Origin of the sequence: Ensifer adhaerens (genome assembly GCF_002007205.1) — a bacterium.
Lineage (GTDB): Bacteria > Pseudomonadota > Alphaproteobacteria > Rhizobiales > Rhizobiaceae > Ensifer > Ensifer adhaerens_D.
This window is the reverse complement of the sequence record NZ_LAZS01000005.1, coordinates 1-25930: the sequence shown is the minus strand read 5'-3', so window position 1 is coordinate 25930 and position 25930 is coordinate 1. Positions and strand designations below refer to the sequence as shown.

The 25930-nt window shown below is 62.8% G+C and carries 31 protein-coding genes, 1 tRNA gene, 1 pseudogene and 1 riboswitch; of the genes and pseudogenes, 14 read left to right on the top strand and 19 right to left on the bottom strand.

The window, feature by feature from the left end; genetic code table 11:
• Positions 1 to 18: 18 nt before the first annotated feature.
• Both XB14_RS03865 and XB14_RS03860 read right to left on the bottom strand, forming a co-directional pair.
• Positions 19 to 498, bottom strand: a complete 480-nt coding sequence (locus XB14_RS03865) for a DUF1772 domain-containing protein (RefSeq protein ID WP_077960308.1) — start codon at positions 496 to 498, stop codon at positions 19 to 21.
• On the bottom strand, positions 495 to 1325 hold the full coding sequence (locus tag XB14_RS03860) for an NAD(P)H-binding protein (protein WP_077960307.1): 831 nt from the start codon (positions 1323 to 1325) through the stop codon (positions 495 to 497). The genes XB14_RS03865 and XB14_RS03860 overlap by 4 nt, the downstream gene beginning before the upstream one ends.
• Before the next feature lie 104 nt (positions 1326 to 1429).
• Between XB14_RS03860 and XB14_RS03855 the strand changes: the two genes are divergently transcribed.
• The 3 genes from XB14_RS03855 to XB14_RS03845 all read left to right on the top strand — a co-directional run bounded on the left by XB14_RS03855 (position 1430) and on the right by XB14_RS03845 (position 3594).
• Positions 1430 to 2122 (top strand): TetR/AcrR family transcriptional regulator, encoded by a 693-nt coding sequence (locus tag XB14_RS03855; RefSeq protein ID WP_077960306.1) that lies wholly within the window; start codon positions 1430 to 1432, stop codon positions 2120 to 2122.
• Positions 2121 to 2383: riboswitch (cobalamin riboswitch) on the top strand. It overlaps the preceding gene by 2 nt.
• Positions 2384 to 2423: 40 nt before the next feature.
• Positions 2424 to 2600 (top strand): CbtB domain-containing protein, encoded by a 177-nt coding sequence (locus XB14_RS03850; RefSeq protein WP_034791966.1) that lies wholly within the window; start codon positions 2424 to 2426, stop codon positions 2598 to 2600.
• Positions 2601 to 2796: 196 nt separating this feature from the next.
• Complete coding sequence (locus XB14_RS03845; protein ID WP_077960302.1) at positions 2797 to 3594, top strand: CbtA family protein; 798 nt, start codon at positions 2797 to 2799, stop codon at positions 3592 to 3594.
• 38 nt (positions 3595 to 3632) lie between these two features.
• Here XB14_RS03845 and XB14_RS03840 read toward each other — a convergent pair whose 3' ends face one another.
• Positions 3633 to 4484: a (2Fe-2S)-binding protein gene (locus XB14_RS03840; RefSeq protein WP_143348220.1), complete on the bottom strand. Its 852-nt coding sequence runs from the start codon at positions 4482 to 4484 to the stop codon at positions 3633 to 3635.
• 26 nt (positions 4485 to 4510) lie between these two features.
• Positions 4511 to 5848, bottom strand: coding sequence for a glucoamylase family protein (locus XB14_RS03835; protein WP_077960300.1), 1338 nt, complete (start codon positions 5846 to 5848; stop codon positions 4511 to 4513).
• A 148-nt stretch (positions 5849 to 5996) separates the two neighbouring features.
• Between XB14_RS03835 and XB14_RS03830 the strand changes: the two genes are divergently transcribed.
• Together XB14_RS03830 and XB14_RS03825 are read left to right on the top strand one after the other, a co-directional pair.
• Positions 5997 to 6791, top strand: a complete 795-nt coding sequence (locus XB14_RS03830; RefSeq protein WP_077960298.1) for a DUF1194 domain-containing protein — start codon at positions 5997 to 5999, stop codon at positions 6789 to 6791.
• Between the two features lie 104 nt (positions 6792 to 6895).
• On the top strand, positions 6896 to 7618 hold the full coding sequence (locus XB14_RS03825) for a GntR family transcriptional regulator (protein ID WP_077961863.1): 723 nt from the start codon (positions 6896 to 6898) through the stop codon (positions 7616 to 7618).
• A gap of 12 nt (positions 7619 to 7630) precedes the next feature.
• Here the strand turns inward: XB14_RS03825 and XB14_RS03820 are convergent, their stop codons facing one another.
• The gene (locus XB14_RS03820; RefSeq protein ID WP_143348219.1) at positions 7631 to 8521 is read right to left on the bottom strand and encodes a calcium-binding protein; all 891 of its coding nucleotides are present in this window, start codon (positions 8519 to 8521) and stop codon (positions 7631 to 7633) included.
• 319 nt (positions 8522 to 8840) lie between these two features.
• Here XB14_RS03820 and XB14_RS03815 point away from each other — a divergent pair, with 319 nt between their 5' ends.
• Entirely contained in the window at positions 8841 to 9080 is a 240-nt protein-coding gene (locus XB14_RS03815) for a DUF982 domain-containing protein (protein ID WP_034791960.1), read from the top strand.
• A 123-nt stretch (positions 9081 to 9203) separates the two neighbouring features.
• Here XB14_RS03815 and XB14_RS03810 read toward each other — a convergent pair whose 3' ends face one another.
• Both XB14_RS03810 and XB14_RS03805 read right to left on the bottom strand, forming a co-directional pair.
• A complete protein-coding gene (locus tag XB14_RS03810; RefSeq protein WP_077960294.1) occupies positions 9204 to 10220 on the bottom strand; it encodes a glycoside hydrolase family 26 protein in 1017 nt (338 codons plus the stop codon).
• Positions 10221 to 10429: 209 nt separating this feature from the next.
• A complete protein-coding gene (locus XB14_RS03805; protein ID WP_077960292.1) occupies positions 10430 to 10783 on the bottom strand; it encodes a hypothetical protein in 354 nt (117 codons plus the stop codon).
• An 801-nt stretch (positions 10784 to 11584) separates the two neighbouring features.
• On the opposite strand from XB14_RS03805, the gene XB14_RS03800 reads away from it, so the two are divergent.
• The 3 genes from XB14_RS03800 (at position 11585) to XB14_RS03790 (ending at position 14144) form a co-directional block, all read left to right on the top strand.
• Entirely contained in the window at positions 11585 to 12064 is a 480-nt protein-coding gene (locus XB14_RS03800; RefSeq protein WP_077960291.1) for a hypothetical protein, read from the top strand.
• Positions 12065 to 12412: 348 nt separating this feature from the next.
• On the top strand, positions 12413 to 13609 hold the full coding sequence (locus XB14_RS03795; protein ID WP_234803950.1) for a hypothetical protein: 1197 nt from the start codon (positions 12413 to 12415) through the stop codon (positions 13607 to 13609).
• Between the two features lie 148 nt (positions 13610 to 13757).
• Complete coding sequence (locus tag XB14_RS03790; protein ID WP_077960289.1) at positions 13758 to 14144, top strand: hypothetical protein; 387 nt, start codon at positions 13758 to 13760, stop codon at positions 14142 to 14144.
• Positions 14145 to 14269: 125 nt separating this feature from the next.
• Here the strand turns inward: XB14_RS03790 and XB14_RS03785 are convergent, their stop codons facing one another.
• A complete protein-coding gene (locus XB14_RS03785) occupies positions 14270 to 14596 on the bottom strand; it encodes an ATPase inhibitor subunit zeta (RefSeq protein ID WP_234803948.1) in 327 nt (108 codons plus the stop codon).
• A gap of 202 nt (positions 14597 to 14798) precedes the next feature.
• Positions 14799 to 14874 (bottom strand) — tRNA-Ile (locus tag XB14_RS03780).
• Between the two features lie 255 nt (positions 14875 to 15129).
• Here XB14_RS03780 and XB14_RS03775 point away from each other — a divergent pair.
• Entirely contained in the window at positions 15130 to 15870 is a 741-nt protein-coding gene (locus tag XB14_RS03775; RefSeq protein WP_077960288.1) for an SIMPL domain-containing protein, read from the top strand.
• 762 nt (positions 15871 to 16632) lie between these two features.
• Here XB14_RS03775 and XB14_RS03770 read toward each other — a convergent pair.
• The 5 genes from XB14_RS03770 to XB14_RS03755 all read right to left on the bottom strand — a co-directional run bounded on the left by XB14_RS03770 (position 16633) and on the right by XB14_RS03755 (position 18856).
• The gene (locus tag XB14_RS03770) at positions 16633 to 17019 is read right to left on the bottom strand and encodes a hypothetical protein (protein ID WP_034803430.1); all 387 of its coding nucleotides are present in this window, start codon (positions 17017 to 17019) and stop codon (positions 16633 to 16635) included.
• A gap of 35 nt (positions 17020 to 17054) precedes the next feature.
• The gene (locus XB14_RS32455; RefSeq protein ID WP_143348218.1) at positions 17055 to 17354 is read right to left on the bottom strand and encodes a hypothetical protein; all 300 of its coding nucleotides are present in this window, start codon (positions 17352 to 17354) and stop codon (positions 17055 to 17057) included.
• A gap of 97 nt (positions 17355 to 17451) precedes the next feature.
• Positions 17452 to 17856: a ketosteroid isomerase-related protein gene (locus XB14_RS03765; protein WP_077960286.1), complete on the bottom strand. Its 405-nt coding sequence runs from the start codon at positions 17854 to 17856 to the stop codon at positions 17452 to 17454.
• A 99-nt stretch (positions 17857 to 17955) separates the two neighbouring features.
• Positions 17956 to 18378 (bottom strand): secondary thiamine-phosphate synthase enzyme YjbQ, encoded by a 423-nt coding sequence (locus tag XB14_RS03760; protein ID WP_077960285.1) that lies wholly within the window; start codon positions 18376 to 18378, stop codon positions 17956 to 17958.
• A 124-nt stretch (positions 18379 to 18502) separates the two neighbouring features.
• Entirely contained in the window at positions 18503 to 18856 is a 354-nt protein-coding gene (locus tag XB14_RS03755) for a DUF1428 domain-containing protein (RefSeq protein ID WP_077961860.1), read from the bottom strand.
• 158 nt (positions 18857 to 19014) lie between these two features.
• Here XB14_RS03755 and XB14_RS03750 point away from each other — a divergent pair, with 158 nt between their 5' ends.
• Positions 19015 to 19467 carry a VOC family protein gene (locus XB14_RS03750; RefSeq protein WP_077960284.1) on the top strand — a complete coding sequence of 151 codons (453 nt, stop codon included), beginning with the start codon at positions 19015 to 19017 and terminating at the stop codon, positions 19465 to 19467.
• 40 nt (positions 19468 to 19507) lie between these two features.
• On the opposite strand, the gene XB14_RS03745 is transcribed toward XB14_RS03750, so the two are convergent.
• Positions 19508 to 20077, bottom strand: coding sequence for a hypothetical protein (locus XB14_RS03745; RefSeq protein ID WP_077960283.1), 570 nt, complete (start codon positions 20075 to 20077; stop codon positions 19508 to 19510).
• Between the two features lie 261 nt (positions 20078 to 20338).
• On the opposite strand from XB14_RS03745, the gene XB14_RS03740 reads away from it, so the two are divergent.
• Together XB14_RS03740 and XB14_RS03735 are read left to right on the top strand one after the other, a co-directional pair.
• Complete coding sequence (locus XB14_RS03740; protein ID WP_077960282.1) at positions 20339 to 20746, top strand: lysozyme inhibitor LprI family protein; 408 nt, start codon at positions 20339 to 20341, stop codon at positions 20744 to 20746.
• On the top strand, positions 20722 to 21567 hold the full coding sequence (locus XB14_RS03735; protein ID WP_179119522.1) for a DUF2066 domain-containing protein: 846 nt from the start codon (positions 20722 to 20724) through the stop codon (positions 21565 to 21567). Before XB14_RS03740 ends, XB14_RS03735 begins: the two co-directional genes overlap by 25 nt.
• Before the next feature lie 60 nt (positions 21568 to 21627).
• On the opposite strand, the gene XB14_RS03730 is transcribed toward XB14_RS03735, so the two are convergent.
• The 3 genes from XB14_RS03730 to XB14_RS03720 all read right to left on the bottom strand — a co-directional run bounded on the left by XB14_RS03730 (position 21628) and on the right by XB14_RS03720 (position 24979).
• Complete coding sequence (locus XB14_RS03730) at positions 21628 to 21921, bottom strand: GYD domain-containing protein (protein ID WP_077960280.1); 294 nt, start codon at positions 21919 to 21921, stop codon at positions 21628 to 21630.
• Positions 21922 to 22115: 194 nt separating this feature from the next.
• A complete protein-coding gene (gene rpoD / locus XB14_RS03725) occupies positions 22116 to 24173 on the bottom strand; it encodes an RNA polymerase sigma factor RpoD (protein WP_077960279.1) in 2058 nt (685 codons plus the stop codon).
• A 461-nt stretch (positions 24174 to 24634) separates the two neighbouring features.
• Positions 24635 to 24979 (bottom strand): GFA family protein, encoded by a 345-nt coding sequence (locus XB14_RS03720; protein WP_077960278.1) that lies wholly within the window; start codon positions 24977 to 24979, stop codon positions 24635 to 24637.
• Between the two features lie 223 nt (positions 24980 to 25202).
• On the opposite strand from XB14_RS03720, the gene XB14_RS03715 reads away from it, so the two are divergent.
• Positions 25203 to 25661: a hypothetical protein gene (locus XB14_RS03715; RefSeq protein ID WP_077961859.1), complete on the top strand. Its 459-nt coding sequence runs from the start codon at positions 25203 to 25205 to the stop codon at positions 25659 to 25661.
• 37 nt (positions 25662 to 25698) lie between these two features.
• Here the strand turns inward: XB14_RS03715 and tdh are convergent.
• Positions 25699 to 25930: pseudogene (tdh, locus tag XB14_RS03710) on the bottom strand (L-threonine 3-dehydrogenase); the annotation flags it as partial.

Here is a 25930-nt window from a genome sequence, read left to right as displayed (position 1 = left end):
ACTTGCCGGCGCCTTTCGTCAGGTGCGGGCAAAGCCGAGAATGAAGAGTGCCAGCGCACCGATCGATGCGAAGGTGCGCACGTGGTTCCACCAGACCCAGTCGGTCAGATAACGTTGCTGCCAGAGGTCGGTTGCGGCCTGCCCGGGGGCTGCCGCGGCCAGTGCATCGTTCATCGGCACGTTGAAGATAATCGTCACCAGGAGGACGCCGACGACATAGGCGATGCCGCCAGCGGCAAGCCACCACCGGCCCTCGCCGCCCGAGACGAAGGCGACGACGATCAGCGCCAGGCCGAGCAGCGCCGTGCCCATGAAGGCGCTGAGGAAGATCGGGTTCTGGATGACGACATTGATGGCGTTCATCGCGGCGATCCCCTGCTCAGGCGGCAGCCGCGACAGGGCCTGCATGATGCAGACCGAGAAGATGAAGAACAGCCCGGCCATCAGGCCGGAACCGATCGCGGCGGCAAACGCCAAAGCGGGGATCAGCGGGATCATGCGGCAATACTCCAGACACCTGACGCAGCGGTTCCCCGGGCGTAGTCCGCAAAGTCGCGCGGAGGCCGCCCAAGCACGCGCTCAACATCGGACGTCAGACTTGAGTTGCGTCCGTCGAGCACCGAGGTGAAGAGATAGCGGATGAGTTCGACATAGTCATCCGGCACACCGTCCGCCTTGAGTTGCGCCGCAAAGTCGGCAACCGGGACGGCCTGGTAGGAGATCGGGCGGTTGGCCGCCGCGGCGATCTCGGCTACGGCCTCGGCAAAGGTCATCAGCCGCGGGCCGGTCAGCGAATAGACCTTGCCGACATGGCGGTCGTCGAGGAGAGCTTCAACCGCAACCTCGGCAATGTCGTCACAGCTGACGAACGGCTCGGTGACCTCGTCCACGGGCAGGAAGACCGAACCGCTCGTGACACCCTCGGCCAGGAAACCTTCGTCGAAATTCTCGAAGAACCAGCTGCCCCGAATGATCGTCCAGTCGGCGCCCGAGGCCTGCAATTCGCGCTCGGCCGCTTCCGCCTCGTCCTCGCCGCGCCCCGACAGAAGCACCAGCCGCTTGATGCCGGCGCCAACGGCAAGGCTCGAGAACTTGCGGATGACCTCGACGGAACCCGGCACCGCCAGATCGGGCTGATAGCAGACGTAGATGCGATCGACATTTTCGAGCACCGGCGCCCAGGTCGTCTCGTCCGTCCAGTCGAAGGAAGGCGATGCCGAGCGGGCGCCGATGCGCACCGCAACACCCCGCTCCTGAAGGCGCTCGGCCACCCGCCGCCCCGTCTTGCCGGTACCACCCAAAACCAGTGTGACTTTCTGAGACATCGTTTCCTCCTGAGGTTCCATCAATAAACATGAGCATCGCTCACATTTGCAAATGTGATAAATCCTCGTATTTTAGGAGTCAAGTTAAAATGTGAGCACCCCTCATGATTCCATCTGCAAGTCCCGCCACTCTTCCCACCGACGACGAGACCGCGCTGCGCCGGACGCCGAGCCAGAAGCGCAGCCGCGAGCGCGTCGAGCAGATCCTCGCCTGCGCGACGGCGCTCATCCAGGAGAAGGGCAGCGACGCCATGCGCATGAGCGAAGTTGCTGAAAAGGCTGGGATTTCGATCGGCTCGCTGTATCAGTACTTCCCCGACAAGGCGGCGATCGTGCGCACGCTCGCCGAACGCTACAATGCGGTCTGCAACGAGTGCATCGCGGCTGAACTGGCCAAGGTCACGTCGATCGCCGAGCTGCGCGCCGCTTTCTCGCTGCTGTTCGACATCTACTACGACATGTTCCTGGCCGAACCGGTCATGCGCGACATCTGGTCGGCGATGCAGGCCGACAAGGCGCTGCGCGAGATCGACCTTGCGCAAAGCCGCGCCGGCGGAAAGCTTCTCGCCGATGTCTGGGCTCGACTTGTGCCCGACACGCCGCGCGAGGAGATCGACAGCGCCGCCTTCCTGATCATGCATCTCGGCGACTGCACCATGCGGCTCGCGGTCTCGGTCGACCGGGCCGAGGGCGACCAGATCGTCGAGGCCTATAAACGCATGACCATCAAGGATTTTGTCGCGGATGGGCCGCGCGGAGGCGCAGGCTCAATTGACAACTCCATGACACGATCCTAATCATCTGGGATCGATTGGTTCCCGGGACGCGAACGTGTTTCGGGAGTAAACGGGAACGTGACGGATGGACCCACTCTGGGCATTCAAATCACGGCCGACCCCGCGACTGTAGAGCGACGTCGATCCGCCGTTCCGGAGCGATCCGGAAGAAGCCACTGGCAAGACCGCGAGAGGGCGGCCGAACTGGGAAGGCGAGGCAGATCGAGGGCATCGAGCCCAACGCCGTGAGCCAGGAAACCTGCCACTCGATGCGGGCATAGGGCCCAACCGGGAATTTCCCGATGCCATCACGGAGGTTGTCATGGCTACGTCTACCATTTCGAGCACCCCGCTCTCCCTCAGCGATCGTCTGACCGCTGGCGTCATCGCGCTCTTCATCGGCGCATTCCTCGTCTTCGGCGCCGGCCTTGCCAACTCGGCGGTGCTGCACGACACGGCGCACGACACCCGCCACTCCTACGGCTTCCCCTGCCACTGACCGATGTTCGGAACGTGAACCACGTTCCGCATCGAAATATCTGCGGACCTGAACGCATCCGGCCCGAGCCGGATGTCGGCGCGCGTGCAATCCGGTTTTTCCGGCGCATGGGTGCCATCCGCAGGACAGGGAAAATGGGAAGGCGCAAGGACCACGCCGCAGCGCGTGGCTTTTGTCGTTATCGAGGGATTTCAAGATGATTGTCAGAACGCTTCTGGCCGCGATCGTGGCTGGATTGATTGCCGGTGTCTTCATGACCGGCGCCCAGGAACTCAGGGTTACGCCGCTGATCCTGCATGCGGAAGAATTCGAAGGCGAGGCTCCGGCACCAACCGAACAGCCCGCCGCCCAGCCGGGTGCTGCACAGCCGGCCGCGGAAAGTCACGACCAGCATTCGTCGCTCAAAGCCGTCTCGCCGCTCGGCGCTCTGCTCGACGCCCTGTCGCCGATCACGCCGGCCTATGCCCATGAGGGCGAGCACGAGGAAGGCGGCATCATGTTCGGCATGAGCCGCTTCTCCGGCACGCTGATGGCCAATCTGGTCACCGGCTCCGGCTTCGGCCTGCTCTTGGCCGGCGTCAGCCTGGTGATCGGCTATCCGATCACGCTCCGGAACGGCGCGCTCTGGGGCGCCTGCGGCTGGCTGGCAGTGCATATGCTGCCGGCAATCGGCCTGCCGCCGGAACTGCCGGGCTTCCCGGCTGCCGAACTCGGCGACCGCCAGACCTGGTGGCTGGTGACCGTGGCGCTTTCGGCCGTCGGTCTCTACCTCGTCGTGCTGCGTGAGGAGATCGTCTCCAAGGTTGCAGGCCTCGTGCTGATCGCAGCCCCCCATGTCTATGGCGCGCCGCAGCCGCTCGATATCACCAGCAACGTTCCGGCCGTCCTTGGCGCCGAATTTGCGGTTGCCGCACTCGCCACCACGCTTGCCTTCTGGATCGTGCTCGGCGTCGTCTCCGGCTTCATCAACGAGCGCTTCGTCAAGGCACAGTGATCACTGATCACAGATAGTCAGCAAAGCGACGGCGGGGTTCAGGTCCCGCCGTTTTGCATGAGATGCGCCGCCAGCCGCGCGCGGCGATCTTCCGGCTCCAGCAGCACGCAAGTATCGCAGAAGCTGCCGCCCTCGGTTCGGAAATAGAGACAGCAGCCGCAGCGTATGCGGTACTGGCGCGACAGTTGTTCGCCGCCTTGAGGATCGATTGCAACGATCTCCTCGTAACAAAGCTCGTCGGAATAGAGCCGCGACCCCGGCCGCTTGACGATCGCCAGCGCCTCGGCCATGCCGCGCGCCTCGTCGTCGATCGCGCGGCCGATTTCCAGGAACGCGCCGGCCAACGAATCCGCCGCCAGCCGCCACTGCGCTCCGGAGAAAAGTCCGGCCCGCTTCTTCAGGACCGCAATCACCGGCGCCAGATGGGCGATGAAAGCCTGTTCGAGGGCGCTGGCGCCGCCGCCGCCCCGGCGCTCCACCGCCACCGGCTGCAGACGAAAATGATAGCGCTTGGCCGCGACTTCCACGCCACGGTGAAGGCGTGTCCAGTCCTCGAAACGAATGCCGGCGACCTCAGTCCTGAGCCCCGCGCCGAGATGGAACGCGCCGAGGACCACGCTCAACTGGCGGCTATAGAAGGCGATCAGATGTGCCGCCCGGATCCGGTCGGTCATGCGGGCGCCGAAAAAATCCTGATAGGCGAGCCCCGCCTCAAGGCCAGCGCTGCCCGCAGCCCAGAAGTCGCCCGGCGGGCTGAAATCACTGGCCGCCGGCCCGAGCGAGACGGCAGCCTCGGGAAACTGGGTACGCAGATGGTCGGCGACGGCCAGCGCCTGCGGCGGAAACGCCGCCGCAATCTCCGTGGTCGGCCGGTGGTCGTTCAAGCGCATGCCGTCTCCGTCGCCCATTCTCATCCTCAGGTGCTGGATGCGGGCGGATACCCGCACGCGCCTTCCCCCTCCTGCAGCCAGCCACCGTCGAAGCCCGCCCGTTCAAGGCCGAGGCGGATCGCCGGCATGCTGCGCATCAGCGCCCAGGTAAGGCCGCTTCGCCAGTTCTCGATCATCATGACAACGAGGCCCTGGTCAAGACCGACGACCCGCGCATCGATCCAGCCCTCAGGTCCACCGCCGTCAAGGCTCGGGTTGAAGCCGCCGGGAAGACGCCCTTCGCTCAAAAGTCCCGGATAGCGCTCCGCCATATGCGCCAGCGCCGCCTGCGCCGCTTCCGGCTCGAACGGCAGGCAGGCAAGCGGCGCCCAGGGCACGAGCGTGCCGTCATCAAGGCCGTAGGGTGCGCCGCGGTTCACATAGCCGAAAAGCCGCTGCTGGCGCCCATCCGCAAGCCGCAGCCGGCCGCGCGGCGCATGGCAGGCGCTGAGGCCCCACAGGTGCTCGCCATATCCGGCGAAACGACCGGGATTTTTGCACGCGTGATCCCGCTGCAAGGCGATGGCGCGTCTGGTATTCTCGAAATAATCCGTCCCCCGCTCCCGCATCGGCCGATCGGAAAGCCCGCGCAGATCGAGCCAGGCCTGCGGGAAGAGGTGGATGAAGAGCGGCGCCGCATGAAGATGGTTTTGGCCCTCAACCGGGATCCAGTCATGGCCCTCGGCAAAGGCCGCGTAATGCTCCGGTTCGATCGCATGTTCGGGTGCGCCGAGCGCCAGCACGTAAAGCAGTAGCGCTTCGCTGTAGCCCCGCCAGCGATGTTTCAAAAAGCGCCCCGGCGGCCGCCAGCCCATCGTCAGCGTGTCGCCGCGATTGAGCGCCCAGTGCCAGTCGACCCGCGCATAGAGCCGATGGGCAAGCGCGCGGATCTCGCATTCGTCTGCATCTCTGCCGGAGAAGTAGGCAGAAGCGGTCAGACAGCCGGCGATCAGCAGCGCCGTATCGACGGTCGAAAGCTCGCTTTTCCAGGCGCGCTCGCCGGTCTGCAGATCGAGAAAGTGATAGTAAAAACCGCGATAGCCCGTCGCCTGCGGGTGGCGGGACTGCGGGCTTCGATCAAGGAAGCGCAACACCGCCAGCACCCGCCGGGCCGCATCGCTGCGCGTGAGCCAGCCGCGCTCGACGCCGACGGGATAGCAGGAAAGGCCGAAACCGGTCGCGGCGATGCTCGCCGGCGCACCCGGTAGTGCGGTATCGGCGATCAGTCCGGTGGCCGGATCCGAATGTTCGAGAAAGTATCCGAACGCCGCCCGCTGCAATCTATCGATCTGAAATCGCTCGGTATTTTCCGTCGGCTCTAGCATCCTGCCTTTCCTGGACATGCATCCGGTCGCACGCGGGCGTCAGTAAAATCACTCTTTGTTGAAGGCCAACTACACCCAAACGGTCGCCGAAAGCCAATCTTGTGTTACATTCTTCTAATCTGACCGCGCGCAATGACTGGTTGAAGCGATGTTGAGCGTGTTGGCGTTACTCCTTTCATTGAGTGGTGGCCCGAGCCCATCGACCGCCATGCCGACAGATGTCGACGTCGAACTGATCCTGGCAGTCGACATGTCCGGCTCGATGGATCTCGACGAGGCCCGCATCCAGCGGGCCGGCTATGTCGAGGCACTCCGACATCGCGACTTCCTTGATGCCGTCGAAAGCGGCCAGTTGGGCAAGATCGCCATCGGCTATTTCGAATGGGCGGGAACAGTGAACGAGTCCTCCGTTGTCGCCTGGACGGTCATCGACAATGCCGCCGATGCCGATGCCTTTGCCAAGCTGATCGAGGCGCGACCGGTTGGCACGCGCCGCGGCACCTCGATTTCCAACGCCATCACCTATGGCACGGCGCTGATCGATTCCAATGCGTTTTCGGGCATGCGCCGGGTGATCGATGTCTCCGGTGACGGCCCCAACAATATCGGCCCGCCGGTGCTTCCGGCCCGCGAGACGGCGATCGCACGCGGCATCACCATCAACGGGCTTGCCATCCTCATCCGCCCGTCGGTCTCGACCGGTCCGCTCGACCAGTATTATGCCGAATGCGTCATCGGCGGCCCCGGCTCCTTCGTGCTGCCGGTGCACGAACCCGAAGATTTTTCCATCGCGATCCGCCAGAAACTGGTGCTTGAGGTCAGCGGCCTGCCGCCGCCACCGACCGTGCGCTACGTCGATGCCTTCCCGGCACCCGATTGCCTGATCGGCGAGAAACTTCGGCCGGGTTTCCTCGACCGCGTCTATCCGGAACTCGACAAGTAGGCGTGTCTCTACCAGACGATGCCGCGCAACCTTTGCGCGTCAGATTGTCGTTTCCCTTCGCATCGTCCGACGATAAGATGGCGCGTTGCTTCGCGGATCGATTCATGTCCCTGACCACCACGCCCCATCCGGCCGACTTGGCCACCGACCCGACCACCGACACGGGCAGCCAGCATATCCGCGATACGCTGCGCGATGCGATCGTCGAGCGGCGACTTGCGCCCGGCACCAAGCTTTCGGAAAGCGACGTCGGTGAACTCTTCAATGTCAGCCGCACGCTGGTGCGCGCCGCCCTGCAGGCGCTGTCCTACGAGGGCCTCGTCAATGTCGAGAAGAACCGCGGCGCCTTCGTCGCCCACCCCTCGATCGACGAGGCACGCCAGATTTTTGCCACCCGGCGGCTGATCGAGCCCGGCGTCGTGCGGGCTGCAGCGACCAGGATCGGCACGGCCGAGCTTGCCGAGCTCCGCCGCATGCTGGCCGCCGAGCGGCAACTGACCGAACAGCGCGGGCAACCCGCCCGCCGCGCCGAGATCAAGGCGTCGGGCGATTTCCACCTGGCGCTTGCCGATCTCTCCGGCAATACGATCCTGCGCCGTTTCATGGACGAACTCGTCGCTCGCTCGTCGCTGGTGATCGCGCTTTACGGACAATCGACCGTTTCGAGTTGCGGCCACAGCGAACACGACGAGATCGTCAACGCGATCGAGCGCGGCGACGTCGATACGGCCGCGCGATTGATGGTGCACCATATCGACCACATCGAAGCCGACCTCGACCTGCGCACCCACAAGTCGACCGACCTCAAGGCGGCACTGGAACTTTAAGCCGCCTGCGCCTCAGTGCTCCTGGTAGGCGGCGACGACCGCCGCCGGGCCGCCCGTCGGACGAATCTCGATAATCTCGGCGGGCTTCACCTGCAATGTTTCGCTTCTGCGACCATCGGCAAAGGCGAGCACCAGTGAATTGCCCTCTGAAAGTTGCACCGTGATCTCGTCGGTTTGCGAGTTCTTGAAGCGGATGATCGCCTTGTTGTCGGTGAAGGTAACCTCCGTGTTTTCGGCGGTTATTCCCTCGCCAAGCTCGATGGTGACATCGGTCGCCAGTGCCCTGATGCTGTCCTTGCCGTCGCCGATCGCAAATTTCACCGTATTGGTCGGCGTCGGCGAGCCCTCCTGGGGGGTCCATCCGATCAGCGAAATTGTGTCCTCGCCCGAGCCGCCTTGCACAACGTTGCCCGAGCCTATGGCGCTGATCCGGTCATTTCCGGCACCGCCATCGACGACCCCTGCCACATAGCGGCCACTCATGATCTGGATCCAGTCGTCGCCGGCACCGCCATCGACGATCGAACCATGCCCCGTGATTTTGTCATTGCCATCGCCGCCAAACGCCTGCGACCGATCGAGCACGTAGATTTCGTCATCGCCGGCGCCGCCATCGACTGAGCCCAGACCAAGGGTGAAGACATTGTCGTTGCCGGCGCCGCCGTTTACCGAGCTCTGCAGACCGCCCTGGATCAGGTCATCACCGCTGGTTCCGTCAATGTCGCTGAAGGCGCCGCCGACGATCACCTGGCCATTGCCATTGGCGGCCCGCACGACTTCGCCTTCTTTCATCCGAATCGGATCGACGCCGCGCTTGATCAGGCTGTCGAGGATCTCATGCGCGGCAGACATCGGATTGGCAGACGTGTTGTGGTTCGATCCGCGCAGGATGGTCAAAGCCACGGAACTTCCAAAGGAAGAAATAGACGTCATTTCAGCCTCTTGGCCTGACCTCGGGCGTACGATCCGCTTAAGGCCGGCAAACAGCCTGGACGTCATGTTCCGGGCTCAATGCGCCATCTTAGGTTGCAACCTCTTAACGCAATCTTTAGACGCTCAGCGACGTATGCGCAACCCTAGGCATGTCATCGCAGGGCCCGTGCAGGAGCCGCTTCGCCCGCTGCGGTAAAAAATCCACCGCCCGAGCGGAACCATTGCCGCCCTCCGGCGTTCGCCCTTCGCTCGAAAAGACTGCCCGAAAAGACTGCCAAAGAGGAATGCAATGAGCGAGAAGCTTTTCCCCACCCCCATCCCCCTCAAGCTATCGGCCAGACGGCAGACCGTAGTCAGAACGGTCTTCGAAGCCGTTGAACTGCTCAGGCAGTGGCCGGGCCGGCGCGGACGGGAGTATCGCGCGGCTCTCAGGCGTTGCCTGGATGCGCTGGACGGATTGACGAGTACGGACCGGGCCAGCCGCTGCTTTGCTGCCGCGGCACGCGAATCGGGCCTGTTGCTGGCCTGATCCGGGACATCAAGAGTTCCGCGAATTTGAAGCTTTCACGATGCGCCGAAGGACGATCGGCGCATCGCCCCACCGGAAAGTGCCTCTGCTGCGATCAGCAGGATTTCATGCCACGCACGGCAATCAGTCGGCGAGTTCAGCCGCTTCCTTCGGTTCCCGGCCGGCGAGCGCCTTCAGCGCCTCCCGATCGAGCCGCCAGTCCGGCGCGCCGTAACCGAGCGGCCACTTGTACGGTTCCTTGTCGTTGAAGAACACGACGGTTGTCAGAAGCGGGAAGGCCTGGCGATAGGTCTGCTGGTCGAGGATTTCGGCATACCAGGCGCGCTTGTAATCAGCCGAACCGGAGACGCCGAGTTCGGCGACGATCACGGGCTTGCCGTAACGCGAAACGCGCTGGTACTTTTCCTTGAGCGCCTCGACGAAACGGCGTCCGCGCCCCCAGTAATCGACATCCATCTTCTGCAGACCCCAGACGGGAATGCCGATCGCATCGACGACATCGTCACCCGGATAGTAGGCAGCGAGATTGCGGTGGCCCTTCGGCGACCAGACGTAGCGGGCGTCCGGCGCCAGCTCCCGGCACTTGGCCACGAAATAGCGGAACGCCGTCTTGTAGCCTTCGCTGTCGCGGCGTGCCCAGGGATAGCGCTCGCCGGGTTCCTCCATCTCATGGCCCCAGCGGATGTAAACCCGCCCGCCGAAGCCGGCGGCGCGGGTGCAGATCTCGGCGATTTCGCGGTCGAAGCGGCCCTTGCCGATATCGGCGAACAGCCGGTTGCCGCCGGCGCGCCAGTCGGCGGCGTGGGTATAGGGTTCGACCGAGAGCATCAGCGCCCGCCCCTGCCGCTGCGCTATCGCGAACTTCCGCTTCAACAGCGCCCGGTCCGGCTTTTGCCAGTAGACGAAGACATGCTCGAGCGTCAGCGCGTCGCTGTCGGCGACGGCATCATGCGGATCATAGACGCCGATTTCGACCGTGCGCGCTTTCGTCTCCCTTGCCGCCGGCGCGATGGCGGCGGTCGTCAACGTCCGGTCGATGCCGTTGACGGGGTCCTGCGCGCCCGCCGGCGTCGCTCCGGCGATCGCCAGAAGCGCCAGCGCGCCCGCGCCAAGGACCGATCTCAAGACTGCAATGGACAACGAAATTCTCCGGCGGGCCACGTGTGGCACCGCATAAAACCAGACCTGTCTTGCTGCGCGCTGGAGACGGTGATCGGCACGGACGCGGCCGTAACCCCCGCCGGCCCTGCAACGCGCCAGTTCCACTGAAACCCGGCGGTCAGAAAGTCACCGCCGAAAAGGTCAGGGGCACCCGACCGGATGCGCCTCGTTCCCGAAGACTGCGGCCGCTACAGCGACGCTCTCAGGAAGCAGCGCGACGTGCGCCCGAAACCGCTCGGCGAGCAGATATAGGGCGCGCGGCCGAGATAGGCGGTCGTACGCCTGCGCGCCGGCGCCGGCTCGACGATATCCTCGTCCGCTTCGGCGATCTTCAGCTGTTTCTCTTCTTTGCGGACCTTGATCGAAGGGCTCGCATAGGCACTGGAATGGCCCGAGGCAAACAGCGGCGTTTCGCTGACGACCGTCGACGAACAGCCGGCAGACAGAAGCAAGAGGCCCAGAACAGATGTTGTCGGTACGAGAAACTTGAAACCCGAAACGGCGGTGCGGCTTGCGCCGGCACATGCGGTTTTTGATCGCATAAACGTCCTTTCGAATAGCGGTCCAGCCGCCCGGGGCTTCCTTAGGGCGAAATGGCGGCGATCTTCAACCCCCTTTTTCATTATTCATCGCTTAAATTAACATTTCCTTTCTTAAGGTTTCCGCCATGGTTGTACCGGCGGCTTCCGCCCTGCACCGACGAGCCCCACGCCTTGCCGAGGGCAAGCGCGCATCACCGGCGCGGCCGAGGGCAACCCCATCCAGGAAAAACAACGGCTTGGTTGAGCTGGGCTGTACCGCATCGGCAATCGCAACCCGCCTTGACCGCTTCGCGCCCTACCACGCCCGGTGGCAACACCCGGCCGACCCAGCGCCGGAGGCCCGCGGACAAAAAATCTGCCTCCAGCCACCGCTTCACCGGCAAATCCTCGCGCGCGGCAGGTCACCGGGGCGAAGAACCGCCCCATTCCCTATTTTTAGCTATCCCGCATTTACAGATCCTTGACCTCTGCCAGCCACCTTGGAGAAAGGCGCAACATGTTTGAGCGTATGCGCCCACTCCAAAACTGCCCGCGTTCTGCGGGCATTTTTTTGTGCGGCCCTTCGGCCGCCTGGTTCCGAGCCTCCACGCACCGCAGAAACCTACGCCCTTGTGCCCGGTTGCCATTCCAGGGGCTGTGGTCTGCCTCTGACCTTCTCTTGCGGGGCATCGACGACGAACCACGCTGACGGGCCTCGGTCGCTTTTTTCCGGTCGCCCGTTTACCACGCTGCGAAAGTCCCGTTGCGCGAATTTAAGGAGTTGTTAATAATAAAATCGGGGAGAGCGAGGGGCAATCCAAATTGGATCAGGGCACGGGTACCGACATCGCCGGAGCGGCCGGCATCGCCGGCGCGCGCATAACCATCATTGTTCCGGCGCTCGGTGCCGGCAGCACCGAACATGTCGCCAGTCACTGGGCCCGCCTCGGCTACGGTATCACGGTGATCACGCTCGAAGCACCGGCCACGGAGCGCTACTACAAGCTCGATCCACGCGTTTCCATCGAGCGGATGGACGTGCCCGCTGAGAGGGCCGGCAAGCTGCGCGCCGCCTTCGCGAAGGTCGCCGCAACCCATCCCGAATGGAAGCTCGTCATCTGGGGTGACGGCGAAGCAAGACAGCCGCTCGAAGCCCAGCGCGACGCGCTTGGCCTGGCTGATCGGGTGGAAATGCCTGGCGTCCGTCGACGTTGCCGCTGGCGCCAATGTCGTTCTGGACGTGATCCTGGCGTTGATCGCTCGGGGCAGGTAAGCGCGAGCCCGAACCTTGCTCTTGTCTGACCGAAGACGGCTCGCGCGGTTCATCCTCCATCCGGGCTAATGGCGGCACGGCCAAACGCATGATAGAAGTTTAATATTACTGATTACGCATATACATGTGCTTGTACTTTTGGTGGCGACCTAATTCGCATTTCTTGCACAGTAAACGTTTATCGCTTCCTTAAGTTGTCGTGGAGAATTTTTCCGGCTGACTTTCGTCTCGTCGACCTTTCCGACATTCGCGCGAAGCCGGCGCAGAACGTGACGGGATCGCTCGGACCGCCGCGCGGCAGGCATGCGGGGGACTGCGCGGCTGCGGCCGGCAACTATGCCGGGTCGATTTCGCATCGGGTATGAGAGGGAGGCGACATGCTGAAAAATATGATGCTGCTGTTGATCTCGCTCACCGTGGCGCTCGGTGCCGGGGAAGCAATGCTGCGCATGTTTACGCCGTTTCCGATCGGCACACGGACGCACCGGAGCATCGACGAGAAATATGGCTATCGCCTCGATCCGGCACTGGGCGACGTAGACAAGGACGGCTTCCGGAATCCGCCTGGAGCAGGTCATGACTTTCAGGTCGCGGCGATCGGCGATTCGATGACCTATGGCAACAACGTTGATAGCGCGCATTCCTGGCCGGCGGCTTTCGCGGCGGCGACGGGCGAGCGCACGTCCAACTTCGGTGTTGGAAGCTACGGCATCTACACTTATCACGCCATCGTGCACGATGCCCTGGCCGCGGGCGCGAAAGGCAACATTGTCGCCGTTTTCCCTGCCAACGACTTCGCGGTCGTCTTTTCCGCCTGTGATATCATGAACGCACGTTCCGACTTCTGGCTCTCAGAGCAGAAGCGGCTTCATCTGCAGGCCCTGTTCGGTGACCCGGGAGGTTATTCGCAGTGTGCCAAGGCGCAATCCGCGAGCCTCAAGACGACGCTTGTCGAGAATGTCGCGATCCTGAGTGCCTATCACCATGAGATAGGGGAACGACTGAAGAGCCTTTACGCCCGACTGTTCAAACCGGGCGATGGCGAAACATCCGAATACTATACATTTCCGGACGGATGCCCTTCCGTCCTGAAGCGCTATGTCGACGACCACGGCCGCATGGCAGATCTGGCGTCGCCCGAAACCGCAGCAATGTTCGGCGACTTCCAGCGGTTTGCGGCCGATTGGGCACAGCAGCGGCCTGGGCGGGTGGGCATTCTGCTCATTCCGTCGAAAGAGCGCGTGATCTTCGAATGCCTGCGTCGCCATGACCGGCTGGCGTCAGCCGCGCCGGAATTTGTCCTCAGCGTTGAACGTCAGGTTGCGCTTGAGGACAAAATCCGCGAAACCGCAGAGGAGCTCGGTTTGCCATATCGCAGCGCGCTTGTCGCAACCGCCGATGCCCTGCAGCATGCGACCCTTGCCGGGCAGCGCTTTTATCCTGAAAGAGACGGCCATCCGTTTGAAGCCGGTTACAGCGCGTTCGCACGGACAGCATCATTGCTTTGGGATGAGATGACCGTGAGGGCCGCCCGGGGCGAACTTCGTCGAGCAGGCCATCGAGCCGATTTTTAAGAAAGCGCCGCCGCCAACCGTATGCTCATCAATGGTGCCGTCGGTCGGCCAGTGGCATTTGCCATTGCTCAACCTCCCATGAAGAGGCCAAGCCTACAATGTAATGAACTTCAGTTCCAGGTGACTGGCCGACGCGCTCTCCAACCTTATGGGTGACGCGTCGCAGCACGCCCGCCTCGCCACGAACGCTGAAGCCAACGTCCGGCGCTACGACGCCGAGCACATTCTCTCCCAATGGGACGCCGTTGCGGTGGCCGCCCTGGAACAGGCGCCCGCGCAAGACGGCGGTAAAGCCGCGCAGCCTGACCACTTCGGACGAGCACGTGACAAGCTGGATTTTTTGAGTGGTGGGCCCGAAGGAATTCCGAAAATACCATCAATTCAGGTATTTAGAAAAATGTGGGACAAAAATCTCGTGCCTGAAGTCGTTATGCGTTTTATGGAGATTGTCCCACGCCGGCGATCCTTGCGGCTAATTGTGCCACGCATCTTGATGGATCGACAAATCACGGCGCGGGGCCAGAGAAAGCTCTGATCCCGGTATCGGCTATCGTACGTCCCGCTTGGAACGCCGCCGCATTTTGCTCTATACCCTGTTCACGTGGCGCATTGGCCGGCTCAAACTTCGCTTGTCGACGTCGGGCCTCGGTGTGCTGCCGTTCACGACCCTTGCATGAGGTTACGGGCAATGTGCAGCAGCGCTGCATCGCTGCCGTCTGACCCCTTTGTTGGTTTTCCCGCCTTCAGCAAGCAGACGTTCATGACCGCCAGAATGTCCTCATCGGATTGGATCACTCCTGCCGCGTCAAAGTCTCTTCGAATTATCGCAAGAATGTTGCTGCGTTCGACGTCCAGCGCCGCCATCGCAAGATCATCCGAGTAGATCTTGGCATTTTCGCCGGCAAGGGCCAGTTTCTCCGCTGCCCAGAAACCAACCAGCTTGTTGCGACGTACCATTCGCACCATGTCCGCGCCCAGACCAGCCATCGAAATTCTCCATTGCTGCCTGATCGGACATCGTAGCAGGAACTACGAGGAAGGGTTTGGGATTGTCCGACGTTGGAGGAACACATCTTACGCTATATCGCGTAGCAACAAAACCGCTGGAAAGTGTCCCATACCGGCGTGCATATCAAATGTGGGACAAAAACAGCCAGAAAACCTAGCAAATTCAATGCTCAGAGGGGATTGGTGGGCCCGGAGGGACTCGAACCCCCAACCAAGCGGTTATGAGCCGCCGGCTCTAACCATTGAGCTACAGGCCCACTCTGGATCCGCCCTGTCCTCAAATCGTAACGATCCAAGGATAAGAACGGGGCAGCAACTTTAAGCGCTACGGCAGCCTTTGCGCTTCTTTAGAAGGCGTGGCAGCGTAGCGATCCAGCGGCGCGAACCAATGGCAGTTCGCGTGTGTGTTGGCTCTAGCCGAAAACCTTTTTGCGGACAAGCCATTGCCGCAATGCTCACACAATCGGCAGCCAAGAAGACGCAGGGACGGAACAACCGGAGAGACATCAACCATGATTTCCACACGCACTGCCCGCACGCTTTCGATCGCCGCCTTCGCCGCAGCTTTTGCCGGCATCGCTGCCGCTCAGGCGCAGGAGACGGACAAGGACAAGGCAACCATCGTCGTTGCCGGCGAAGGCCGCGCGACGACCGCGCCGGACATGGCGGTCCTGCAACTGAGCGTCGTCAAGGACGCCAAGACCGCGCGGGAAGCGCTGGACGCCAACAACAAGACCATGGCCGAAGTTCTGAAGTCGCTGAAGGACAGCGGCATTGCCGATCGCGACCTGCAGACGAGCGGCTTCATGCTCAACCCGCAGTATAGCTATCCGACCAACACCGACGGCAGCAACCGCGCGCCGGAGCTGATCGGCTACCAGGTGACGAACGGCGTCAGCGTTCGCGTGCGTGACCTTGCCAAGCTCGGCGAAGTCATCGACAAGTCGGTCACGCTCGGCGTCAACCAGGGCGGCGGCGTGCAGTTCACCAACGACAAGCCGGAAGCCGTGATCACCGAGGCGCGCAAGGCGGCCGTTGCCGACGCCGTCGAGAAGGCCAAGGTGCTGGCAGACGCGGCCGGCGTCGCAGTCGGCAAGATCGTCAACATCACCGAGCAGGGCTTCCGCCCCGAGCCGATCCCGATGATGCGCGCCGGCATGGCCAAGGAATATGCCGCCGACGCCGTTCCGGTCGCAACCGGCGAAAACAGCTACAACGTGACGGTCAACGTGACCTTCGAAATCAAGCAGTAAGGCTTGTCGGCAACGCCCGCAGCCAAGCGCGGGCGTTCGATAGTCGAATGCCCCTGGTGCCGAGGATCGGTGCCGGGGGCTTTTCTTTTGGGCGACGGCAATCGCGATGCACGCGACCGATGCCGATCCCTGCGCTGAACGCCGCCCGATCTCCAGACTTAAGCTTGCCCGCACCTGCTTTGACATCGCTTCCTGCGCGCGATTTGCTGCCGCCCCTCGCCCTGCGGCATCGCCCGCGACCGCTCCGCGATCTCTGCCTGGCGCCGCCCTCGCCCACTTTCCTCGTCATCTTTGCCGCTGAAGCAGGCATTCAGCCCACCGCATGGTTCGTTGGTCCCGAGTGTTCAATCGAGCGAGATGCTTGGCAGGTGTTCCGGGCGATGGCTGACACATGGACTGGATCTGGTCTGAAGAAGATCCGCCGATGCCCAGGCGGGAGATGTCCGCGATGGAAGCGCGCCGTGCGTTCGTTCGTCTGGCGATGATAGAGGGCGAACCACCGGAGCCTTGCCGTCGGTTTGGCAACTGCGCGAACGCCGGCGACAGGTGCCCGGCACGAAGATCGCACGAGAGGATGATTCGCACCTGTGGACAGCGCTGTCGGCCTGATCCACTTCGCTTCGTTTACGCGTCCCGGCCAGGGCCTCGCGCAACCGGCACCCCTTGGTGGCTGCCGCGCCAACAAAAAAGCCCCCCATGCCTTGGCATGAGGGGCCATTCTTCCGCCGGCCGGGGGAGACGAGGCGGGAAGATTGCAGGGTCTTACCAGCGGCCGATCGTCGGGCAGCCGCGGGCGTTTGCAAATACGATCGTCTGGCGTTGGCCGTGGCGACGGCCTTCGACGACGACGCGGCGCGACGAGACGTCGGCGACATAGGCGCGGCGGAGGCCACGATCGCGGGCCTTGTCGACGGCCATCCAGGGCGCGCAACGGCCGCGGCGGTCACGGTCCCAGTGGCGGTCACGGCCGCGACCCCAGTCGCGCTCGTCACCATAGCCGCCGTCGTAGTCGCGATACTGGACGTCGACGCCGCCGCGCGGGCCGAAGCCGAATTCGATCGATTCAGCCGAAGCGGTGGAGGCGGCACCGAGCAGGCCGGTCAGTCCGATGACGGCGGCGGCAGCGGCGTTAAAAAGGCGGTTCTTCATAAGATCTCTCCAGGCTTGAAGGGTTCGAGGGGCAATCACCGTCCCAAGCGATTGATCAGAGGATAGGTCCCCTTAGCTGAACGACAGCGGAACTCGATGTTCATGGGAGGTTCAGGTTGCGGGAACGTGATCCCCGGCCCGTTGCGACGAGACGGTTCGCCGCAACCGCAAAGCGTCATCGTTGCAAGATCGCGGACGATAAGACGTTGCTTATAAACAATATTCAGGAAGGACTTATGCGCTTCGGCGGCACTCTGATGGAGCATTGCCTGATCGAAAACGCGCATCGAATCACGGCTCTGCCAGTTCGCGCCAACAGGAAGATCGGCGGCCACTTTTCCGGGTCAACACCTGGTCACTCGACCGGAGGGCGGCGACGAACAGGCCAAAGGAAGCGGTTCCGCAGCGTCGATGCGTTCTGCCCCACCGCCCTTAGCCGGCAAGCGCGCGCTCGAAGACACGAAGATTGCGATAATGGCTGAGGCGGGTGATCGAGCCCTCTTCGATCTCGAAGACGATCACGCTCGGGATGGAATAGCTCTGGCCCGTTGCAGGGGCAAAGCCCTCCATCGTCTCGCGATAGGTGCCTCGCGCCGTCAGATCGGCGGCCACGCGCTGGCCGAAGGCATCGCGCATCAGCACGACGTCGCCGAACTGCTCGTCGAAGCGGCGCAGATAGTTCATCATCCAGGCGCGGAACGGACCGACGCCGACCATGCGCTGGCCGGTGAGCGAATCAAGCTCGACATCCTCGTGGACGAGCCGCGCCAGCGCCTCGAAATCGCGCTGGTTCAGCGCCTCGATGAAGCCGCTGGCAATCGTCTGTGCATCGGTCATCCCTGCTCCTCCCCGGCATTTAAGGCCGGCTCTCAAGCCCTTGCTCTCGCCCTTTATCTAGAACCCTTGCGCCGCCGTTCAATCGCCGGAGCCGGCCAATCAGGCGGAAAGGTGGAGGACAATCTCGCGCCGATGCGGCCGGTCGCGATGCTCGAACAGATAGAGCCCCTGCCAGGTGCCGGTGAGCATGCGGCCACCGCTGACGGGAATGCCGAGCGAGACCGGCGTCAGCGCTGCCTTGATATGCGCCGGCATGTCGTCGGGGCCCTCCTGGGTATGCACGATCCAGCGCATCGACGGATCGGTCGATGGCGGCACGAGGCGGCGGAAGAACGCGTCGAGGTCGCGCTTCACGTCCGGGTCGGCATTTTCCTGGATGAGAAGCGAACAGGAGGTATGCCGCACGAAGACGGTGAGCAGCCCCTCGCCGTCCGCGTTTGCGCGCACGAAGGCCGCCGCCTCGTCGGTGAATTCGTAGAGCCCCTGGCCATGGGTGGCGATGGTGATTCGCGCTTGCGGCATGAAGGCCTCCGGCAGGCGGTCGCATCGCCGCGAGGGCGGCACGACCCGTTGATGTGCCCAACGCTTTTATCCTCGGACCGTTCCCGGTCCAAGGCACCTGCCGCAAACGGCGGAGAGTGCTTTGCTACATCTCCAGGAACGTCTCGAAGCCGCCATAGATCATGCGCTTGCCGTCGAAGACTTCCTTCCAGGCGTCGCCCTGCAGCCGCGGATCGGCCATGACCTTGGCAACGATCTGATCGCGATCAGCGCGCGACTTGTAGGAGATCCAGGAGAAGACCACCGTTTCCTCGTCCTTGGCCTGCACCGAGCGGGGGAAGGACGTCACTTCGCCATAGGGCACGTCGTCTGCCAGGCATTCATTGTAGGAGAGCGCGCCATGTTCCATCCACACATCGCCCGCCGCCTTCGCCATCGCCTTGTAGGCCTCGATATTCGCCTTCGGCACGGCAACGATAAAGCCATCCACATAGGTCATCGACTTCGTCTCCTCTGTTCGTTCGACGAGCATAGGACGCGCGACGAGGAAAGGTTCCGACACCCGGCGCGAAATTTTTTGTCGGGAACGCCCGATGCCTGTCGGCTCGATGGTGGACCGTTCGTCCTTGGGCGGTACCAGCCACCAAGGAGACACCCATGCAGAAGATCACGCCCTTTCTCTGGTTCGACGATCAACTGGAGGACGCCATCTCTTTCTACACCTCCATTTTCCGCAACAGCCGCATCACCGACGTCAAGAAGGGGCCGGACGGCAAGGCCTTCACCGCCTCCTTCGAGCTCGAAGGGCAACACTTTATGGGGCTTAACGGCGGCCCGCATTTCAAGTTCAGCGAGGCGGTGTCGTTTTTCGTGCGCTGCGCCGACCAGGCGGAAGTCGACTACTTCTGGGACAGGCTTTTAGACGGCGGCACGCCGCAGCATTGCGGCTGGCTGAAGGACAGGTACGGGCTCGCCTGGCAGATCATTCCGGACGCCCTGATGCGCCATCTCGGCGATCCCGATCCGGCGCGTGCAGGCCGCGCCCAGCAGGCGATGATGGGCATGATCAAGATCGACATCGCGGAACTCGACCGCGCGGCCGCTGGCTAAGCGGAGAAGACGGCCGCTCGACGCCAGCCGCGCGTCGGCATCAGCTGCCGCAGCCCCTGAGCTGCTTGCTGTAGACCGAGGCCATGCCGGCCGCGCGCTTGGCGCCGTTCCTCGCCGTGTCGCTCCAATTGCCGCGGGCATAGCCGGCGTGGCCATGGTAGTAGGCGATGTAGAGCCTGTAGGCGTCATTCAAGGCGATACCGTTCTTTTGGGCGCTTTCGCGGTGATACCAGGCGATGAAGCGGATCGCGTCGCCGAAATTCGAACGCCGCGCCGCCCAGCGACCGGTCTCGCTCTGATAGCGCCCCCAGGTGCCGTCGAGTGCCTGGGAATAGCCATAGGCGGTCGAAACGCGCGTCCAGGGGATGAAGCCGAAGAGCTTTGTGCGCGGCGGCCGGGCATTATGGCGGAAACCGGATTCGGTGTAGATCGTTGCCATCAGGATCGGCACGGGCACGCCGTACTCGCGCTGGGCGCCATAGGCTTCCCGGCGCCAATTGTTGAAAAGGCCATCTCGCTGCTCGAAAACCGCGCAGGCATTCCGGGTGTCTCTCGGCACCGTTCCGCAGCCGGCCAAAAACAGGAGGACGACGACAAACACGCAACGCATCGCTGAACCTCTTGCTTCCCGCGGCACGTCGCTTGCACGCAAGGCAATGCCTCGGGAAAATATGCTCAAGCACCGCATGCCGCCCGTCGGGACCGCGGCGCTCCAGAGATTGATAAAACGTAAACGTTAAGGATCTCTTTTGATTCAAAAGAGAACGATCCGCCTCCCGTGCCAGGCCATTGAATTTCCGTGGCCGAAGGTCTTACGATCGGACAAATCCACAACCGCGCCCAAGCCTCTGTGGCGCAAAGGAGAACCTTGATGCGCCTTCGTGCCCTGGTGTTGATCGCGGGATTGCTTGCCACGACTGCTGCTGCGCGCGCCGACGAATGCGCCGATGCCAGCGACCAGGCGACGATGAATGCCTGCGCCGACAAGGCACTGAAGGCCTCCGACGCCGAGCTCAACGCGCTCTACAAGCAAATCCAGGGACGCCTGAAGGACGATGCCGACAAGACGAAGCTGCTCGTCGCGGCGCAGAGGGCCTGGATCGCCTATCGCGATGCCGAATGCGATTTCGCAAGCTCGGGCGTTGCCGGCGGCTCCGCCCAGCCGATGATCACGCTTGAATGCCGCGACGATCGCACACAGAAGCGCGTCGCCGACTTCAAGACCTATCTGAGCTGCGAGGAGGGCGATCTCAGTTGCGTCCTGCCGCCGGCAAACTGATCCGGAAAAGAGCGACGGTCACGGCGCTCATAGCGGCGCTTCTCTGCCACGCCGGCAGCAACGCCGGGGCGGCAGACATCAACACGCTTTATCGCAGTGACGCGATCGTCACCGGCACGGGTGAGGCCAATCGTGCGATCGGTTTTCGCGAATGCCTGCGTGAAGTGCTCGTCAAACTATCCGGCGATCCGACGATCACAGAGGCGCCCCGGTTTGCTGCAGCGGAGGCCAAGGCCGGCAGCTTCGTCTCGACCTTCTCCTATCGCGATCGCCTCGAAGGCATCCCGATCCATGACGAACAGGGCACGCACGACCGCCCGCATGACCTCACCTGCCGGTACCAGCCAGCAACGCTGGACCCGCTTCTCGCAGAACTCGGCCGCAAGCCATGGCTCTCCCCTCGCCCGGCGATCGCCGTATGGCTGGCGGTCAAGGACCAGAAGCGCCGCTTCGTGCTGACACGCGACGGCTCTGAAAGCCCCTATATGGCGGACTCGCTGCAGGCCGCGGCACAGCCGCTGGCACTCTCGGCCGTCCTGCCGGATACGACCACTGTGACGGGCCGAAAAGTCGCCCTCGACACCCTGCCTGAGGCAGACCCCGCGCAGCTCTTCCGCCCAGCGGCACGGACGGGCGGCGACGTGCCGCTCCTGGGCACGCTCGTCTGGTCCGATGCCGCCCGCGGCTGGATCGCCAAATGGCAGATGGACGCAGGCGGCAGGCGCTACCGCTGGCGGCTGAGCGGCGTCAGCTTCGACGACGCCTTTCGCAACGCCATGCGCAGCGCCGCCCGTATCCTCTCGGGAAACGGCGCGCCCTGAGCCGGGACCTTTATCGGGCGTTGCAGCCGCGATTTCCATCACGGCCGCAACGCCGGCTGCTCATCCAAGCGATGCGATCAGTTCGCGATAGGCGGCCTCGGGAAAGGCTTTCATCGTCGTCGAGCGCACATTGCCGGCCATGCCGAGGGTGAGCGCAAAGCGGGCGGCCACCGCATCGTCAGGCGCCTCGACGATGGCGACCATGTCGTAGTCGCCCATGGTCAGGAAGAAATGCTTGAAGGAGCCGCCCATCTCGCCGAGCACGTTCCTTGCGAGGTCGAGCCGCTTCGGGGAATCGCGCACATTCTTGACGCCCTGCTCGGTCCAGTTGAGGAGCATGACATACGTGGTCATCTGACACCTCCACGGGGGCACGCTTCACGCCCGCGGTGCGATTGCTCCCGCGTCTCAGACGGGGTGCCCCAGATTGCTGCGAAAGCGCGACTATACTCCCCGGCGAAAGCACCCACAATAAATCGCATGGGTGAGGCGGAAACGAAAAAGCCGGGCGCATGGCCCGGCTTTTCGATCTTTGCATGTACCCGACTTTAGCTGTCGAGGAAGCTTCTGAGCTTCCTGGAGCGGCTCGGATGCTTGAGCTTGCGGAGCGCCTTCGCCTCGATCTGGCGGATACGTTCGCGGGTAACCGAGAACTGCTGGCCGACCTCTTCGAGCGTGTGGTCGGTGTTCATGCCGATGCCGAAGCGCATGCGCAGCACGCGCTCTTCGCGCGGCGTGAGCGAAGCGAGAACGCGGGTGGTCGTCTCGCGCAGGTTCGCCTGGATGGCGGCATCGATCGGCAGCAGCGCGTTCTTGTCCTCGATGAAATCGCCGAGGTGCGAATCTTCTTCGTCACCGACAGGCGTTTCGAGCGAGATCGGCTCCTTGGCAATCTTGAGGACCTTGCGCACCTTTTCGAGTGGCATGGCGAGCTTTTCGGCCAGTTCCTCCGGCGTCGGCTCGCGGCCGATCTCATGCAGCATCTGGCGCGAGGTACGGACGATCTTGTTGATCGTTTCGATCATGTGCACCGGAATGCGGATCGTGCGGGCCTGGTCGGCGATCGACCGGGTGATCGCCTGACGGATCCACCATGTGGCGTAGGTCGAGAACTTGTAGCCGCGGCGGTACTCGAACTTGTCGACCGCCTTCATCAGGCCGATGTTGCCTTCCTGGATGAGATCGAGGAACTGCAGGCCGCGGTTGGTGTACTTCTTGGCGATGGAGATGACGAGGCGCAGGTTCGCTTCGACCATTTCCTTCTTGGCGATACGCGCTTCGCGCTCGCCCTTCTGCACCATGGAGACGATGCGGCGGAACTCGGCAATCGAGATGCCGGTTTCGGTGGCCAGATTCTGGATCTCCTGGCGGATGTCGCGGATCGTCTGGTTTTCGCTCTTGGCGAATTCCTTCCAGCCCTTGCCGGCCAGGTTGCTGATCGACTTCATCCAGTTCGGGTCGAGTTCGGCACCCGAATACTGTTCCAGGAACGAGTCGCGCTTGACGCCGTAGCTTTCTGCAAGGCGCAGCAGGCGGCCTTCGTTCTGCATCAGGCGCTTGGAAATGTCGTAGAGCTGCTCGACCAGGCTGTCGACGCGGTTCTGGTTCAGCGACAGCGACTTGACCGCCTTGATCAGCTCGTCCTTGAGCTCCTTGTAGCGGCGCTCCTGGGCCGGCGACAGCGTGCCGGTGGCAGCGAGGCGGGCTTCCACCTGCTGGTCCTGCAGCTTGCGCAGCTTCTTGTAGGTCTCGGCAATGATGTCGAGGGTTTCCATGACCTGCGGGCGCAGTTCCGCTTCCATGGCGGCGAGCGAGAGGTTCGACTCGTCGTCGTCTTCCTCTTCTTCCTCGGCCGGCATGACATCGCCGCCGACATTGGTGATGTCGTCGTCGTTGGCAGGCGAGCGAACCTTGCGGGTCTTTTCCTTTTCCTCGGCAGCCTTGCGGTCAGCCTCGATCTTTTCCGGGCTCTGGAACTGCGGCGCAGCCTTGGCCTCAGGACCGGAATAAGTGGTTTCGAGATCGATGATCTCGCGCAAAAGCGTCTGGCCTTCGTTCAGTTCGTCGCGCCAGATGATCAGCGCCTGGAAGGTCAGCGGGCTCTCACAGAGACCGGCGATCATCGTCTCGCGGCCAGCCTCGATGCGCTTGGCAATGGCGATTTCGCCTTCGCGCGACAGAAGCTCGACCGAACCCATTTCGCGCAGGTACATGCGAACCGGGTCGTCGGTGCGATCGGTCGGTTCCTTCTTCTTGCTGGTCGCAAGCGAAGTACCGCTGGAAGGGGCCAGTTCGCCGCCCTCGCTTTCGCCGTCATCGTCGCTGGCCTCGTCGTCGCTGCCACCGGCAGCTTCTTCGGCTTCCTCGTCCTCGATCACGTTGATGCCCATGTCGGACAGCATCGCCATCGTGTCTTCGATCTGTTCGGAGGTGACTTCCTCGGACGGAAGGACGGAGTTGAGCTCGTCCATCGTCACGTAGCCGCGCTTCTTGGCGGCCTTGATCATCTTCTTGACAGCGTCATCGGAAAGATCGAGAAGCGGGCCGTCCGGAGCGCCTTCGCGTTCTACGTCAGCTTCTTCGTTTTCTTTGACTTTGGTTGCCATTTAGTTCGTCGCTTTCCTTGTCGCAACCGGCGTGAGCCCGGTGCCAATGCCGCTCGAAGGTCCGGGCGCGCCGCGCACCCGCCACCGAATCATTTCCCCTGACGTAACGGGATGATGTTTAATTCCTGTTTAACCACGAGTGTGCTCGTGGCAAAGCGGGCAAGCTCCGACAGTCCTGCCACTGAAACGTCTCTGGCATGATTCCCTAACCGCCGTGTCATTTCGCCATTTCTTATTCGGAAATGGTGATTCCCAGAATTTTCGATCCCGTCAAGCATTTCCGCTGAAAAACCGGATGATTCGGTAAAAATCACCGTTCCTGTCGCTTTTTGGGGTTTATCAGCTTCCGCTGAAGATGTAGGCGCTGCCCGCCAAAAGACAAGGGGGCGGCAATTTAATCGGCAAGGTCTCGTTGTGCCACATCTGCACCCGCAACCAGGATTGGATTTTCGCGCCCGGTCCTAAACTGAACGGCCGTCATATTTGACGACCTTCACCGCCTCGATATCGAACTCCGGCAGGCAGCGCAGGTTGATCGCCGCCATCTTCCCATGCGGCCCGTCCCCCTCGCCGAACGGCGCGATGCCGCAGGTGTCGCAGAACCGATGCTGGATCACATGCTTGTTGAAGACATAGGTCGAGAGGTCGGTTTCCGGCGTTGTGAGCGTCAGCTTGTCTCTGGCGACGAAGGCGAGCAGCCCGCCGCGACGGCGGCAAAGCGAACAATTGCAGTCGATCGCCTCGGCAAACTCCCCTTCCACCTCGAAGGCGATCTTGCCGCAGTGACAGCTTCCCTCATAACGCATGCATGTGTCTCCTCTTCTTCCCGGGCCCCGGCCATTTCGCCTCGCTAGGCGGCGAACATAGAGCGCCACCGCCTTCAAACAAGCGCAATCACCGGGCGCGCAAGTGCACGCAAAACAATTCCCGATGAAGCCGTTTATCGATGCGAATTTGCAAGATTATTCCGGCTTTTTGCTTGCGCTTCACCTGATCGCGCACGACCTTCGCCCCAAAATGGAGGTTCGAATGCTCATCAAGGAAACCGACGCCATGCGGGTGTTATCGATCGCGCGGCGGCTCACCATCCCAGACGTCAAGACGGAGAGCGCCGTACTGGCGCCTGTCATCGAGGCGGAGATGGAACGTGCCGGCATGATGCCCGCAGGTCCCTGGATCTTCATCGCGAACGACCTGCCGAAAAACGCCAAGACGCCGTTCGACTGGCGCATCTGCCGCCCGGTCACGGGCGGCGAGGACTATCGCGGCGCGCTCGAACTGATCGAGCTGGAGCCGATCATGGTCGCATCCGCTCTTCACCAGGGGCCGATGCGCAGCCTCTTTACCCAGGGCTACGCGCCGCTGGTCGCAAAGATCGAGATGTCCAGGCACAATTTCTCCGGCGAGAGCCGCGAGATCTACCACCGCTGGGCGGGCCAAGGCGCCCGCTACCACGAGATCGAGATCCAGTTCGGCCTCGACAACTGAGCCGCCGCGGATCGCCCGCGCGGCGGCCCTTGCGACCTCACCAGTCCATGACGACCTTGCCGGAATTGCCGGAGCGCATCGCCTCGAAGCCGTCGCGGAATTCGTCGATCGTGATGCGGTGGGTGATGACGGGGGCAAGGTCGAGGCCGCCCTGCACGAAGGCGATCATCTTGTACCAGGTCTCGAACATCTCGCGGCCGTAGATGCCCTTGAGGTTGAGCATCTTGAAGATCACCTTGTTCCAGTCGATCTCGAAGCCGGCCGGCGCG